Annotated in this window: 16 protein-coding genes; 6 read left to right on the top strand and 10 right to left on the bottom strand. The window is 48.8% G+C overall.

Annotated features, from left to right (window positions below):
- Positions 1–55 precede the first annotated feature (55 nt).
- From AOA63_RS11195 to AOA63_RS11170, 6 genes are all read right to left on the bottom strand, one after another.
- The gene (locus AOA63_RS11195; RefSeq protein WP_053959767.1) at positions 56–949 is read right to left on the bottom strand and encodes a sugar ABC transporter permease; all 894 of its coding nucleotides are present in this window, start codon (positions 947–949) and stop codon (positions 56–58) included.
- A complete protein-coding gene (locus AOA63_RS11190; protein WP_082343911.1) occupies positions 946–1,926 on the bottom strand; it encodes a carbohydrate ABC transporter permease in 981 nt (326 codons plus the stop codon). Before AOA63_RS11190 ends, AOA63_RS11195 begins: the two co-directional genes overlap by 4 nt.
- 84 nt (positions 1,927–2,010) lie before the next feature.
- Complete coding sequence (locus AOA63_RS11185; RefSeq protein ID WP_053959766.1) at positions 2,011–3,261, bottom strand: maltose ABC transporter substrate-binding protein; 1,251 nt, start codon at positions 3,259–3,261, stop codon at positions 2,011–2,013.
- A 158-nt stretch (positions 3,262–3,419) separates the two neighbouring features.
- Positions 3,420–4,715, bottom strand: coding sequence for a hypothetical protein (locus AOA63_RS11180; protein WP_053959765.1), 1,296 nt, complete (start codon positions 4,713–4,715; stop codon positions 3,420–3,422).
- A gap of 83 nt (positions 4,716–4,798) precedes the next feature.
- Positions 4,799–5,878, bottom strand: a complete 1,080-nt coding sequence (locus AOA63_RS11175) for a class D sortase (protein ID WP_053959764.1) — start codon at positions 5,876–5,878, stop codon at positions 4,799–4,801.
- Between the two features lies 1 nt (position 5,879).
- Entirely contained in the window at positions 5,880–6,953 is a 1,074-nt protein-coding gene (locus AOA63_RS11170; protein WP_053959763.1) for a hypothetical protein, read from the bottom strand.
- A 967-nt stretch (positions 6,954–7,920) separates the two neighbouring features.
- On the opposite strand from AOA63_RS11170, the gene AOA63_RS11165 reads away from it, so the two are divergent.
- Positions 7,921–8,661 (top strand): hypothetical protein, encoded by a 741-nt coding sequence (locus AOA63_RS11165; protein WP_053959762.1) that lies wholly within the window; start codon positions 7,921–7,923, stop codon positions 8,659–8,661.
- A gap of 19 nt (positions 8,662–8,680) precedes the next feature.
- Here AOA63_RS11165 and AOA63_RS11160 read toward each other — a convergent pair whose 3' ends face one another.
- Positions 8,681–9,253: a GNAT family N-acetyltransferase gene (locus tag AOA63_RS11160; RefSeq protein ID WP_053959761.1), complete on the bottom strand. Its 573-nt coding sequence runs from the start codon at positions 9,251–9,253 to the stop codon at positions 8,681–8,683.
- Between the two features lie 51 nt (positions 9,254–9,304).
- Entirely contained in the window at positions 9,305–10,042 is a 738-nt protein-coding gene (locus tag AOA63_RS11155; protein ID WP_242848380.1) for an RNA-guided endonuclease InsQ/TnpB family protein, read from the bottom strand.
- Between the two features lie 97 nt (positions 10,043–10,139).
- On the opposite strand from AOA63_RS11155, the gene tnpA reads away from it, so the two are divergent.
- From tnpA to tnpC, 3 genes are all read left to right on the top strand, one after another.
- Entirely contained in the window at positions 10,140–10,454 is a 315-nt protein-coding gene (gene tnpA / locus AOA63_RS11150) for an IS66 family insertion sequence element accessory protein TnpA (RefSeq protein ID WP_053959759.1), read from the top strand.
- Positions 10,445–10,801, top strand: a complete 357-nt coding sequence (gene tnpB / locus AOA63_RS11145) for an IS66 family insertion sequence element accessory protein TnpB (protein WP_053959758.1) — start codon at positions 10,445–10,447, stop codon at positions 10,799–10,801. The genes tnpA and tnpB overlap by 10 nt, the downstream gene beginning before the upstream one ends.
- A 63-nt stretch (positions 10,802–10,864) precedes the next feature.
- Positions 10,865–12,520, top strand: a complete 1,656-nt coding sequence (tnpC, locus tag AOA63_RS11140) for an IS66 family transposase (RefSeq protein ID WP_139061571.1) — start codon at positions 10,865–10,867, stop codon at positions 12,518–12,520.
- On the opposite strand, the gene AOA63_RS11135 is transcribed toward tnpC, so the two are convergent.
- Positions 12,513–13,247 carry a helix-turn-helix domain-containing protein gene (locus AOA63_RS11135; RefSeq protein WP_082343909.1) on the bottom strand — a complete coding sequence of 245 codons (735 nt, stop codon included), beginning with the start codon at positions 13,245–13,247 and terminating at the stop codon, positions 12,513–12,515. The two genes, tnpC and AOA63_RS11135, sit on opposite strands and share 8 nt — an antisense overlap.
- 66 nt (positions 13,248–13,313) lie before the next feature.
- Between AOA63_RS11135 and AOA63_RS18990 the strand changes: the two genes are divergently transcribed.
- On the top strand, positions 13,314–13,562 hold the full coding sequence (locus AOA63_RS18990; RefSeq protein WP_171822694.1) for a transposase: 249 nt from the start codon (positions 13,314–13,316) through the stop codon (positions 13,560–13,562).
- Here AOA63_RS18990 and AOA63_RS11130 read toward each other — a convergent pair.
- The gene (locus AOA63_RS11130; RefSeq protein WP_053959756.1) at positions 13,537–13,911 is read right to left on the bottom strand and encodes a hypothetical protein; all 375 of its coding nucleotides are present in this window, start codon (positions 13,909–13,911) and stop codon (positions 13,537–13,539) included. The two genes, AOA63_RS18990 and AOA63_RS11130, sit on opposite strands and share 26 nt — an antisense overlap.
- A gap of 237 nt (positions 13,912–14,148) precedes the next feature.
- On the opposite strand from AOA63_RS11130, the gene AOA63_RS11125 reads away from it, so the two are divergent.
- Complete coding sequence (locus tag AOA63_RS11125; RefSeq protein WP_053959755.1) at positions 14,149–14,967, top strand: undecaprenyl-diphosphate phosphatase; 819 nt, start codon at positions 14,149–14,151, stop codon at positions 14,965–14,967.
- Positions 14,968–15,061 lie beyond the last annotated feature (94 nt).

Raw genomic sequence — 15,061 nt, 5'->3', positions numbered from 1 at the left:
TATAACCTTCCTTCTACTCCAACTGCTTCAACAAACGCTTTGGCTCGAACCAAAATTATCCTTTAACGGAACCAGCCATCAGACCCGAAGCGATAAACCGTTGAAGTAACCCGAAAATAATCGTAAGGGGTACTGCAGACAATAAGGCGGCAGCAGCAAATTCTCCCCAGTTTTTCGCAAATTGCGCACTGATTAAGCTATACATGCCTAGACCCAACGTATAATGATTGGGTGTTTGAAGAATCGTTCCCGCTAAAATATACTCACTGAAGGCTCCCATCAGCGTAAAGATGAAAATGACGACCAACATGGGCAACGATAAAGGAAGAATAATTCGAGTAAATCGTTGCCATGGTGTGGCACCATCAACTAAAGCGGCTTCGTCTAGCTCTCTAGGAATCGAATCAAAATACCGTTTTAATAACCAAATATTGTAGGCACTCCCACCTAATAAGACAAGGATATAAGCCCATAAATCATTGATCAGATTTAATTTCGCCAAAGCTGAGTAAATCGCCGCAATAGCCAGGAAGTTTGGAAACATTTGGAGAATAATTAGCGTCATCAATCCATACTTTCGACCCCAAAACCGTAACCGGGAAAAAGCATATGCAGCTAAAGCGGTAATGATAACCTGTCCCGTCGCAACGGTAATACTGACTATCAAGCTATTTTTAACCCAGATAAAAAATTGTGTATGCTGAAAGAGATATTGGTAATTATACAATGACGGATGAATAGGAAACAGGCTTACACTAAAATAAGCATTGGATGGATTAAAAGATGCCTCCGCCACAAACCATAGCGGAATAATGCTTAAGATCATCACCAACCAAATCACAAATCGAGAAAACCATAGGAAGATACGCTCATGAGAAGACAAGGCAGAATGATGTTTCGAAGATGCCGCTGGCTTCTTATGAAGCCATGCCGGATTAAGATGAGTCATGAAATATCACTCTCCTCAAAAGCGTGAGTATAGTGCATTTGCAACCAGCTTAAGATCCCCACGATAATGAATAACACAACGGAGATGGCTGCCGCCCAATCATACTTGTTGAAGGTTAGTGTCATCTTATACGCGGCTGACGCCAAAATATCCGTGTAGCCAGCGAATTGATTGGTGGGTCGCGGCGGTCCGCCACCTGTCAACAAATAAACCGCGTTAAAATTATTAAAGTTAAAGGCAAACGATGGAATGACTAATGGCAAAGTCATTTTCCATATGGCAGGAATCGTAATGTAACGAAATTGCTGAGTTCGATTGGCCCCATCAATCGCCGCGGCTTCGTATAACTCCGGTCCAATAGCTTGCAAAGCACCGAGACACACTGTCATCATATAAGGAAACCCTGCCCACAAATTGACCATTAATATAGAAATTCGGGCCCAAAACGGATTTCCCAGCCAATCTACCCCTGGAATTCCTAGAAGATGCAAAAATCCGTTAATCTGACCATACGAATGATTGAGTAATCCTTGCCATGCCAATAAGCTGATTAAAGATGGAACAGCCCAGGGAATAATCAGGATTGCCCGGTATATGGGGGCTTCCCGCATATTCTTGTTATTCAATAACACAGCAAGCACTAATCCCACAAAATAATTAACCGAGGTCGTAATAATGGCAAAGGCAAACGTCCAAATCAATGTCGGGATGAATACTCCCGATAACGGATCATTGGGATTAAACAGCGCAATGAAATTTTGGAGACCAACAAATTGATACTCCATAAAATGAAAGGCATCAAAATTCGTAAAGGAAATATAAATGGTGTATCCAATAGGCGCTAAACTAATCAATGCCATGGTTATTAAAGCGGGTGCTAAAAACGCATAAGCCACGGGTTTTTCTCGCAATCTTTGTCTCGACACTTTGGGCTTAGGATGTTCAGAACGTGGTGCAGTTATCTCCGCTTGTGCCATTGTCATTTTCACCTACTTCTCACGAGGATAGCAATGGGGTATCCACATCCTGTAGATACCCTCATTGAGGCCTTGGCGGCGATTTTACGATTGGGCAACCTTAATGCCTTGTTTGATATCTTTGACAAAATCGTTGGCTCCCGTTGTGGGAGTTAACTTACCATTGATAATATCTTCAATCACGCTCATGGCCGACCATACTGCTTGCATTTGAGGTATGTTCGGCATCGGTACCGCATAGCGCACTTCGTCGGAAAACGCTTTGAAACTCGCATTATTTTGAATGGTGGGTGACTCTCGTAAACTTGTTAGTGCGGGGATCTGTTGTTCGAGCTTGAAATATTCCATTTGTGCATTGGATGAACTGAGCGCTTTCGCTAGACTCCAATCAGCCGCTTGATAAGGGCTTCGCGCATTAACAAAAGTCGTAATAACTCCCAAGAAAGGTGTCATAGGATGCCCATTAGGCAATGTGGGCAATGGCGCCACGCCAAAAGGAATTTTAGCGGCCTGAAAACTGGGAATATCCCACGGTCCATTTATCGTCATGCCAATTTTTCCGGCGGTGAATTTTGATAGAGATACGGCACTATCTGTGCTAGGAGTCATCCAGTGATACTTTGAATCCATGTCTCGCATCAACGTAAAGCCTTGAATTGCACCCGGTGTATTTAACCCAATATTTTGCGGGTCCAATTTGCCATTCTGATATTTGAAGACATATCCACCCATACCACCTATGACCGCGAAATTAAAATATAGATTGTGCTGGGGATACATAAAACCGTATTTATTAGCATCGTGAACAAATTGTGCCCATGTTTGGGGAGGAGTCTTAATCATGGATTTGTTATAATATAATGCCGTAGTTTGAACAAAATCCGGAAGTGAATAGACTTTATCGTTAATAGTTACAGCTTCATCAACCGATGAATTATAATCAGCCGGATTAAAATCACCTTGCGGCACTGGAGAAATGAGGCCTTCTTCGGCAAACAGTCCATTATTATCATGTGGCATACCAAATACAACATCAGGTCCCTTACCACTGCGAGCGGCTGTAGCATAAAATTGAAATCCATTGGGATTATTACTTTGATTGACAACTTTTACCGTATCGCCATGCGCTTTAGCCCATGCATCAGCAATCTTTACCACTTGGTTATAAATAGGTCCCCCTTGCCATGACCATACTGTAATAGTTTGTCCTTTGGGAATAGCCGTGGATGATGAAGACGATGCATTTGTTGTTGTGGGAGCCGAACCACATCCAGCTAATGATGCCGTCAAAAAACTCATAGCTGCTCCGACAACAATAATCTTATTTTTCATCATGACTCCTCCTGAAAACGTTTTCAATAACAGGCAAAAATGCCCTTTAAAATCACGATCCGATTATACCGTAAATTTTTCTGTTTTTTGTGGGATTAACGAAAAAGATTTAATAATCAGATATATTTAGAGGATTGTGATGCCTTGTGCTTCACGTGTCTTTATTCCTTCCGAAGAATGACAATATGTTCTTCGGTCATGGTTTCGGCTTTTTGACCAGTGCGATTTGTGGGACTGTTTTCTTTGGGCATCCGTTTATTAGGAATTCGGCGCCGAATCGTGGCCACATGCGATAATCCATAAGGCTCCGACAATTCACAAATCATCTGGTCTGTTCGTAATTGCACTTCCTTAACCCGGCGATTTCCTACGACCCAGCATTGAAATCCTCCAGGACGCATCACTCGGGCAATTTCCTTCAGGCTACGGTCTAAATCAAGATAAAAGGCCAACACATCACGGGCACGGCGGGAATCACGCTGGGCAATTACCGATAGCGCTTGATTTAACGTCGGTGAAGGTAACAAGGACCAACAATTTACCGCTTTTACGGTTTTACCTCCCAATAAGGATTGATCTACCCGGTGGGGTTCTATTGAGTCAGCAGGCAAGTTCAGCCATTGCAAGGACAACCGGGAGAATTGCCCATAGGCTACGGTTGTTCGACTATCGCCATAGGGAGGCGATGTTAACATCAAATCAACACTGCTATCCTCCACCGACCGCAAATCCATCGCGTTATCTTGCAGTAGTCTAACCGAGGGTAGAGGCTGCCGTTGCCATAGCTCTTTATTGCCTAATAGATTGCGTTGTACAATACGGCCAAATGTCTCGAGCACATCGGGATTCCATAACGCCAATCGTTTTTCGTCCAAGCGGTACAGTTTAAATTCCTGGTTACGGCTGTTTGAGACATGACGCACCGTTGCCGAAAATGCTACCCAGAAAAAGGCACGAACCTCTTCGTCACACCCTTCAATGCTTTTTTTCAATCGGGTGAGATCATCAATCACTGGCGGTTTAAACCAGTACAATAGGTTCTCAAATTGAGGCCAATCGGTTTCTGTCACGCCCTGAGACCGGTAGTAGGTCACAATTTTGGCAAAAGCTGTTTGCAGAACATCAGGATCCCATACCCTGGTTTTCACAGACGCTAGCAAATGGGATAAAGGATTTAAGTCGGATCCCGTCACCTCAAGACCGGCAACAAGCCCTTCGACTAAACTCGTGCCACTGCCCATAAAAGGATCGAACAAGCGTTTGGTGCGCGGTTGATGTTTGAGGATTAGATGAATCAACGATCTCGCCACTTGCGGGATCATCATGGCCGGATATGGATGGTAGCCATGTGTCCATTCTTTGGTATTGGCCGACGAAAAATCCCAATAATTTTGCTCTAACTGGGAAATTTCCCGCCGAATCGCGTCATCTGGCGTCAAGCAGACAAAGGCTGCCACCCGCATCCCTCCACCAACATTATCGTCTTTAGTGTATGCGCTAAATTAATCGGCGTCCACCGTGGACTCAAGTTTCGGGGATTTTAGACGTTTTGAACCATCACCTCGTCCAAATATAATTCATGCTGGATTATAGTGATCTGCCAACTTATAGCGACATGATGAGTGTCCACCAGCACATTAGGAGCATTGACCGTTACGGCCGTGGCAATTCCTTGTGCATTTAAGGTGATCTGGTAATTGACCCGGTCAATATATTGCACCGAGGTTGCGTTCCAAAAAGGATTCACCCCCGGGGCTTGACCTGGAAGAAATAAACTCTGCAACAAATGTTTTTGTCCATGCTGACTGGTATCTTGATATGCCAAAATCATGTGAACGGCTTGTGACACCAGCTCAAGCGGTTTTTCAGAGGTCACAAACTCCCTATAGACATTGGGTGAAGCATAACTGCGATAAGTTAAAGTTCCTTGCGGTAGGTTATTATCGGCTAAATGCAAATTGTATTGTTGGGCAATCACAGGGTCCATATGCGCGTAATAACTTCCCGTTGTTAACGTCTTTGGAGAGGCAAACGTGCGAGCAGGCCGTTCTTTTACCAATTTGGCAAACACAATATCACGTTTTGAAGTGAGATATAAAGCATTAAGAGGATAACACGCTTCTAAGGCCAATGTCGGAGCCGAAGAATCCGGTAAATTGGCATTGGCAGGCCAAATCGCTTGCGTGGTTTCTTTAAAGATAAATTGGCCTTGTTGTGTTGTTACGATAATCGGATCTTGCGGGGTCAAACGGTTTAAAAAATGAAAATAGGTGGCATTATGCGCTGCAATCACACTTAGGCCACTTTCTCCAGGCAGTACCGAACCCATAAAATGACCGGGGGCTCCGAGCAACAGGCTATCTGTTGTCCCTTGAACTACGGCCGCATTCACATGAATAGCGGGAATATTAATCGTCCCAATTACAGTCCCAAGAGGTGGCTCCGGCTCTAAAGCCGCGGGTTTAAGATCAACGTGGCGACTCTTAACCAACATAGGATGCGGCGCTTCCACCAGTAATGCGTTTTGGGTCACACGATCATAAACGTGAAGAAGCAGGGGGCTCAATAGCAAGAGCCCCCCTAAAACGATGAGTCCCGCGCCCCAAAGACGCTGCCTCATGTTAGTGGACAGCACCTTTCCGAACAACGAGATATAATCCCGCAAGCACCATCACCGCACCGCCGCCAAGAATCGGCGCAATCGGCAATCCCGTTACGGGACTGGTGGCTTGGTGCACGGCAGGCGACGTGATAACCCAACCGACTGCGGCCGCATCAATTGGATGACTTAAGGTATCTCCCATTATGGTTGGAGCAATCGGGTTGGCTTGGTAGGTTCCATTCGGAGTAATATCCCAATATTTCGACGCACTATTGATTTGACTGTTGGTGATCTTAGCAACCACTGCCGCGTTGAACTTCCCAACAAGAGCCCCCGTTTGATTATTAATCACTTTGAACGCAAAATCGGTGACAGGTGCCTGAGAGCTTGGAGCTGCCGCCGTGAAATTGGCAATAGGACCTTGGAGTAACTCGAAAGTCACGGGTGTGCTAAAGGTGTTAGCCGGAATATCCACGGTAATTCCATTGGCTGAGACACTGGTCGCTTGTCCTGGCGTGAATGTGGTTTTAGCGATCACGTTGGTAAACCCATGTTGTGTAAAGTCGGGAACAGTAGGATCCGCCACTGCCCAAGCCACCGTGTCTGCCTTAATTGCGTGAGACAACGTTGTCCCACTAATCGTTGCCGGAATAGGATTTAAAGCATATTGGCCGGAAGGGCTGATGTCGTAGTATTCCGTGTCCGCATTCACAGCTGGATTGGTAATTGAGAAAATCACCGGCTTATTAAAGGTTGTCACTAAGGTATTATTCGATGTCTCGGTGACCTTAAAGGCAAAGTCGGCAAAAGTTTGCATGCCAGCAGGTTCATTCATCGCAATTTTGGATACCGGACCTTCTAATAGACTAAAGTTGACCGGTTGCGAGAAAGTCCCCGCGGGAATGGAAATCGTAATATCTCCAGCTTTAATCGTTGCGGCCGCAGTTGGGGTTACGGTAATTGTTTTCACTACCGTAGGAAACCCATCTTGGGTAAAATCTGGTGCGGAAGCCGCGAAACTTAGACCAGTTGGAATCGTTAAAGCTAATAGTGTTGCCGCAGCACTTAACGCAACAACGTGTTTTGTCTGCATAGATCGTCACCTTCACCTCTAAAGTCTCTTCATAACGCTTTGCATATAGATTTACGTGAGTTAGGATGCGCTTGGATGCATTATTGTCATAAGAATTTTTCAGCTTGTTAAGAAAGACCCCATAGGTAACCGTGAGGCAAGAGCACTATAATGCCCCAGCACACCCCGAGAGGATTTCATACCGTGGACCATTCCTGTAGATTCTGCTCTTCTGCACCCTTTACTGGATGACTAGAGAGTGAATGGCTAGCGTTTCGCTATTGGCCCCTGTACCGACCCTTGACTCCATGTTCTGACATATTCAAATTCACATGCCAAATCTGCCACAATCATCTTAAGCGCATTGAGTTCATAAGAATGGTCAATGTGGAATTTCAAAAACCTCATAGATTGGGCTTTCAGAGGGAAGCCATGCAGTTCTCACTAGTCTGTCATTAACAGATAATCCACAGATTTGGTCGTTTTGTGGATTAATTGTGGATTTCTATGCTTGATTTCACGCGCATTTTGTGGATTCGACAAGATTGTTCACGATTTGTCACCATGTTATCCACAAATTGTGAACAAATCTGAGGATAAATCACGATTCTAATCTATTCGACAGATTCATCCATTCTTATCACAATAGCCCATAATCTTCTTTAATCCGACAGAATCAAGCGCCACAAATTCGATAAAAACTCTTTTCACATACTAAGTCATCCAGAAATTCGCCGCGTAATCCCTTTCAAGACATGAGATAAAACCAGTCATAATTACACAGTGAACAAGTTATCCCCAACTTTTCTCGCAACACCTGGCATTGCGAGACTTTGGTGCGTTATATTGCTTCTTCTATGAAACTGCCATGTTTATTGCAAAGATTTGGTATCATGAGAAAGACACAATAATTGATCTGGCGTTACCATAACGAGGACCTATCGATATGGAAGGGACGTTATGATATTTGCCTTAAGGGAGCTTATTCGTGACGGATTCATCATTTCACTCATTATTGGCCATAATGCATACTCTATTCGACCAACATGCTACGCAAATAGTTACAGCAGAGCTTAAAGAACATACCGGACGTATACGCGCTTGGAATCAGCATCAACTAGGGATTTCCTATGATTTAGGGCCTGGTGAATGGCATGGGCAACTCTGGCGATCATGGTGGCAAGCACCAGACTTGTGGCGCCACGAATGTCTCGTCGACGATTCCACGCAAGTCATTAGCGGGTTATTAATCCATCAAACCCAGTGGTGGTCCTACCGGTCTCTGCCACAAAATTACAAGGAACAGTCCAATACTCCTGTGGCCATTACCCACGGCCAGCAGTTCTCCACAAAAGTCCCGCTATTAAGCGGCATAGGCGGAGAAAACGCACGGGAAAACGCGCAGAAATGGCCATGGATTGATCCGATAACTGCTATTGAAACCATGAATTGGACTTATCTTGATGAGATCATGATTGATGCTCGCCCCTTTTGGCATGGACAAGCCCTGCCTAGTGTGGATAACTCCGCACATCTATCCACAACCATCTATTCCTTATTTCACACCGGTGAGGTGTTAGAATGCTGGATTGATAAAGGCACCGGGTGGCCTTGGCGTTTTGCAGGATTCGCCGCGGGACAACCCCTTTGGAAATTGACCGTTACCGAACGGCACCTCTCTGAAGAGATTTCCCCCAAAGTGTTTCAGCCATCATGGATATTCTCCTAGAAGCGTCATGCTGTAAAAGCTAATATGGCTGAATCTCTGGGCAGACTTGGGCTAAAAGCAGATGATCTTGCCATACGCCGTGGATTTTCAAATACTGGGGAGACAATCCAATCAGACGAAATCCCGTTTTCTCCGCTACCCGTAATGACGGTGTATTGGTTGGGATAATGGCAACTTGAATCCGGTGAAGGTTGATGTCATTAAAAGCAAAATCTATGGCTTCTTTCACAGCGGCCGTCATAACTCCCTGGTTTCTCAGATCATAATCGATGGCGTAACCCATGTCACAATTGTGAAAAACACCCCGGATTACATTATTGAGATTGACATAACCGAGTAAAGGCCCTTCATCTAAATCCCCGGCTGGAAAAATGCCTAAGAGATAGCGACGGTCCTCTTGCATATCACGATATCCCTTGGTCAGCACCTCTAATTGATGCGCCAAGGTGAACTCGGACTCGTGCAATAGGGGCATATAAGGTTCAAGAAAGGACCGATTTTTTAAGAAAAATGCGAGTCTTTGTGACGCATCGCTTGGCAGCAAAGGCCGTAATGCGTACAGGTCATGATAAAAATAACGAATCCATTGCAACAGTCTCTATCCTCTTTCGATAAATAAAATCGTCATGAACTCTCCCGCCGCCTAACCCTCGCGGGTTGAGGCGGGGGGTTCCGGGATCGCTCCCGGAAGTTCCTGGCTCATGGATCGCTGCGCCGGGGCCGTTGGCCCCAGACGTCTTACGCTGATCTCCCCAGGCGTGACTTCGGACCGTTCCGGCCCTAGAGAACGAAAAATACGAGTTTTTCTGCGGGGTTTGGTCAGCGGTTCTCCCGATAACAGTTTCTGAACACCACGTGCAGCAATGACAACGGCTGCGTTGTGGTCCGCGTTGTCTGCGTGTCCACAGCGGAGACAGACGAACTCAGCCTGGCTTGGCCGGTTGTCCGGGGATACGTGACCGCAAACGGCACACGTCTGTGAACTGTACGCCGGTGGAACCAGAATCACCAACTTTTCCGTCCGCAGTGCCTTGTATTCCGTAAATTTTACCACTTGTCCCCAAGCGGACGATAAAATCGCGCGGTTTAACCCGGCCTTCGCCCGAGCGCCGTTCCGCCCCCAGCGTCCGTGTTCATCCTTCCGGGGCTTCAGACGGCGGGTTATGTGGGAGATCGCCAAATCTTCGAAAACCATAATATCGGCTTCGTCGCTAGCCACCAATCGATGGCTCGTTTGGTGTGCGTAATCCCATCGGACATTAGCTTCATAGCGCGCATACAGGGCAACTTTTCGATAGGCTTTCTTTTGATTCCGGGAGCCTTTTTGTCGCCGCGCCGACCGTCGCTGCCACTTTGCCCGCTGGCGGCGGCTTTTTTGTATCCGCTCTTTTTGGAGTAAGCGTCAAATAGGTCACACCTAGTCTGTCCTGGCTATCTTCGGGATAATGTCCCTAGAGCAAGACAAGGGGGTCTTAACGATGACGAAGATAGAACGTGAACATCGAGCCCGTGAATGGGCATCTCGAATTGAGGCGTTTCGCGCGAGTGGAATGACGCAGCGTCGCTGGGCGGCGGAACAAGGCCTCAGTGAGGATCGAGTGAGCTATTGGTATAGAAAACTCGGGCGACCGCCCGAGTCCCTAGCGGAACCCTCCTGGGTTCCGTTGACTGCAACCCCGCAGGACGTATCGTCCCTGCGGCTCCGGGTGGGGCCGGTGGAAATCGATGTGGCGACCGGCTTCGATCCCCAGTTGCTCCAAGCCGTGATTCAGACGGTGGCGTCATGTGGTTAGGGGATCGAAGTCGATCGGTGCATCTCGCCTGTGGGGTGACAGATCTGCGGAAATCCATTGACGGGCTCGCGACCCTGGTCCAACTCCACTTTGGCGAGAACCCGACGGGGTCCGCGCTCTTTGTGTTCTGCAATCGCGGTCGGGACAAGCTCAAGATTCTCGAGTGGGACCACAACGGATTTTGGCTCCATTACCGGCGGCTCGAACGTGGCCGATTCGTCTGGCCCGCAGTAGGAGACACTGCGACGCAGGCCATCACCGTTCGCCAATTGCAATGGCTCTTGGATGGCCTCGCGCTGGATCAGCCGCTGGCCCACCGGCCCATGGCGGGCCGGCGCGTCGGCTAAAAATATTTGATTTACGGCGGCTTGGGACCAGGAGTTTGGCCACTCGATGTCGAATACGTCTTTATGGTCATCAACATCACTCAGAAGCAAGACGAATGGGATCGGGAGCGCGAACACCTGCTCCTACACATTGCAGAACTGACCCGCCAGGTGGAATGGTGGCAGGCGCAATGGCGCCTGCTGACTCACCACCGCTTTGGGGCGTCCCAAGAGCGATCCGATCCGGTCCAATTGAACCTCTTTAATGAAGCCCAGATGCTCGCGGGCGACGATCCCGATCCCGTGGACGAGGCGGAGGGCCAGGTGATCACCTATCGCCGGAAAAAGCACCGGGGTCAGCGGGAGCTCGATCTGGCAGGTTTGCCGGTGGTTCGGATCCTCCACGAGCTGCCCAAAGAGGAGCAACAGTGCCCCGAAGGTCATGGCCTGATGCATATCATGAGCGAAGACGTGCATCGGGAGTTGGACTTCGTCCCCGAGCAACTCCGCGTAATCGAACACGTGAAGTGGGTCTATAGCTGCCGCACCTGTGAGCGCGAGGCACTCACCGTCCCGATCGTCACCGCGCCGGCACCGCCTCGCTTATACCCCGGTAGCCTGTTGTCAGCGTCCGTGCTGACGGAGATTTTGCACAGCAAATACGTCTTGGGCGTGCCTCTCTATCGCCAGGAACAGGACTGGGCACGCCGGGGCGTGTGGCTGTCACGCCAAACGATGGCCAATTGGGTGCTGATCGGGGCCGACCAGTGGCTGGCACCCCTGTGGGACGTACTCCACCAGGAACTGGTGCAGCGGTCGATTCTGCAGGCCGACGAGACGACCCTGCAAGTGATCCATGAAACCGGTCGGGCGGCCAATCAAAAGTCCTATCTCTGGTTATACCGAACGGGGGAGACTCCCGTGGACGAGGGGGGTGAGGGAGGCGCCGCTATCGTGCTCTATGACTATCAACCATCGCGAAGCGGCGAGCATCCCAAGGCCTTTCTTACCGGTTTCCAGGGGTATCTCCAGGTGGATGGATACAGCGGATACCACAGTCTGGAGGGGGTGACGTTGGCGGGGTGCTGGGCGCACGCCCGGCGAAAATTTCAGGAAGCGTTGGAGGGACTACCCGCTCAGGCCCGCGACGGGCCGAACCTGATCCGGCAAGGATTGGATTTTTGTAATCGGTTGTTTGCGGTGGAACGCGACATTCGGGCGTTGTCGCCCGAGCAACGGACTGAGGCGCGGCGGGTGCGGAGTCGCCCTATCTTGGCCGCCTTTCTCCGATGGCTCCGGGCCCAGAACCGGGTAATCTTGCCCAAGAGTCTCTTGGGCAAGGCAGTCACCTATTGCCTGAATCAGTGGCAACCGCTCACCACCTTTCTGCAGGATGGCCGATTGGCCATCGACAATAATCGTGCGGAACGGAGCATCAAGCCCTTCGTCATCGGACGAAAAAATTGGCTGTTCGCCAACACCGCGAAGGGGGCACGCGCGAGTGCCGTCATCTACAGTATCGTGGAAACGGCCAAAGAAAATGGGCTCAATCCCCGCGCCTACCTCCAATATCTGTTGGAGCAGTTGCCCCACCGCGATCTGAAAGATCCCCCGACATGGGCCGACCTGTTGCCGTGGGCCACGACGTTGCCCGCCCATGTACGCACGCCGCGACGGGCCCGACCAGCATGGACCGACCGTTCCTCCGTAGTCCCCACCTCGCCGGTGGGGCCTATTTGACGCTTACTTTTTGGATGGGACGGAGATCAAACATCCGCCCATCGGATATGGCGAGCGGTTTGGCTACCCCGCGATCCGCGCCCAGGGTCCGGGCGAAAAGTTGGTCCTCCGACATCCGCCGAAAGTTCTCGGCGATGCGTTCGATCCCCTGATCCGGATCACCGTCCGGTAACGCGACGGCCTCATCCTCGGCACTGAACGCAACGAACCATCGGCCCCCTTCGACGGAAATGTGGATGGATGCGGGAATCCGATGCGGGCGGTGTGCGTTGTAAGAGATGACGCCTACAGGAAATTTCGGCGTGCCAACATGCAAGTGATAGTGAAGACCGTCTCCGGTATTTGGGTTGGTTTCTGGAGCAAAAGTGAACAATTCCCGCGTAAGCCATACCGACTGCTTTCCGCCGCGCCTTTTGATGGTGGGCCGCCCGCCCAATCCCTGAAAAAATCGGGTGTAGGCTTGCTGCCAGCGGACCGCGCCGTTGCGCAAAACCTGGGAGGGCACTTCCCGGAGAAAAGCGGTCTGTTCTGTGATGAAATGGCTGTACCGCTGATCGACCGGGGGCTTCTCTCCCGCGAGACCAACCATCCGGCGCTGAAATTTGCGGAAGTAACGATCTTCTTGCACTTTGGCGTGATAGATGAGACGCTGGCATCCGATCCAGCGCAATAAAATGTTCTCTTGTTCTTTGCTGGGATAGAGACGGAATTTATATCCCTTGTACAGGTGCTCACCCCCTTGTTCTGCCTGCTAATACCCTTGTATCATTAAGTTCCCATGGACGAAAATATTATGATGTCAGCTTCTCACGCTGTTTATTCCCTTCGGTTGCATATCGTTTTTGTGACCAAATACCGCCGTAAGACACTCACGCCGGCAATGCTGGAAGTCCTGCGAGAGGTATTCCGGGAAATTTTTAGCGGTTGGCGCTGCCCACGAGGGGGAATGCGCGAGTGGTTTGTTCAAGCATGGGTGATGTATTCGCATCATGGGCTCTCGGCTTTTGACAAAACGATTAGTCAAGGCCCTCCATCAAAATAATAACCAAGGCATCAAAGCCCAAAACCGCAAAGATTCCCACTTGATGAGCAATCAGTCCAGCAATCAAAAGAAGCGGAATGGAGAGCGCCATAATAGCGGACACATGACCTAATCGCGAGTGTTTTCGTTTCATAAACGGGCGAAGAAGCTTTTTACGCTCTTTTTCAGGCAATTGCTGCAGATAATGCATCAGCGTATCTGGCGTCAATTCACGAGTCCCTGCAGTTTTTTGAATCAAATCATAAATTTGATCGGCCGTGTGTTCATCATAATCTGCTCCCAAGGCTCGATTCGCTTGAATAATAGCGAGAATATCATTTTTATTGACCATAGCTCTGGTGGGCGGCATATATCCTCCATTTCTGGGTGCCAACAAACCGTACCGATACATTTATGGTTCTGTGTTGAGCTTATCATAATGCATCACGGCGGACTCGGGTAAAAAGAGATTCGCCTCACTTTCTTCGGGAATTTTGCTTTCATCAATCATCCTGTCAAAATTTAATTTCGTTTCATATACGTCGAATATTGTAATATGGAGGACATTATGTTGTTTTGATGAAACTGCCTAAAGGAGTCGGTAAGTGTGCCATTAATCAGTGCAGTCATTTTGGGTTTGATTCAAGGATTTGCTGAACTGTTTCCGTTTTCGTCGTTGGGATTGTTAGTGATCTTGCCCCATGTTATCCATCTTCAAGTTCCCACACAAGGTTCTCGATATTTGCCTTTCTTAGTGGCCTTGCACGCAGGAACGGCCATTGCCCTGTTGTTGCTGTTTCGTCACGAGTGGATTCGTATCGTGCGTGGCTGGTTTTTATGGCTGAAAGGCACGCACACTGATGATGGGCGTCTAGCCTGGTTGCTTATTTGGGGTACGATTCCCACAGGGCTGGTCGGTCTGATTTTAAAACATCCCTTGGAACACCTCTTTTCCAAGCCCCTGCTTGCGGCAATTTTTCTCGTTGTCAATGGTCTCATTATGTTTGGGGGAGACCGGTGGTATCAAAATCGCCGCAGTCGAAAGATTCCTTTGCAGCGCTTAAGTGTGGGCTCCGCCTTTAAGATTGGATTGTTCCAAATTTTAGCCTTAATTCCTGGATTGTCCCGTTCTGGCGCAACGATGACCGGTGGAGTGGGTCAAGGGCTATCCTTTGAAGACGCTGCTCACTTTAGCTTCTTGCTAGCCACTCCCATTATCCTAGCCGCAAGCGTCTTAGAATTGCCCAAATTGCACGGGGGACTCCATGGATTGCTTGTTCCGTCCTTAATTGGCGGTGTCTTAGCCGGGATTACTGCCTGGTTCTCGGCAAAATTTTTGTTGCGATATTTTCGCCTGCACAATCTTTCCCAGTTTGCTTGGATCTCTATTGCTGTGGGACTCCTAGGAGTTATCCTCATTCATTAAACCCCTGTGGACTCAAAGATTACGGGTTTTGGTCTCATGTCACAACCTGCTAAGGGTATGATAGACAAAAGAACGTAACCAAAGAGGTGACACG

Origin of the sequence: Sulfobacillus thermosulfidooxidans (assembly GCF_001280565.1) — a bacterium.
In the GTDB taxonomy this organism is placed as follows: domain Bacteria; phylum Bacillota; class Sulfobacillia; order Sulfobacillales; family Sulfobacillaceae; genus Sulfobacillus; species Sulfobacillus thermosulfidooxidans_A.
Note: the sequence above shows the minus strand (reverse complement) of the source record. Positions and strands in the feature narration are given on the sequence as shown.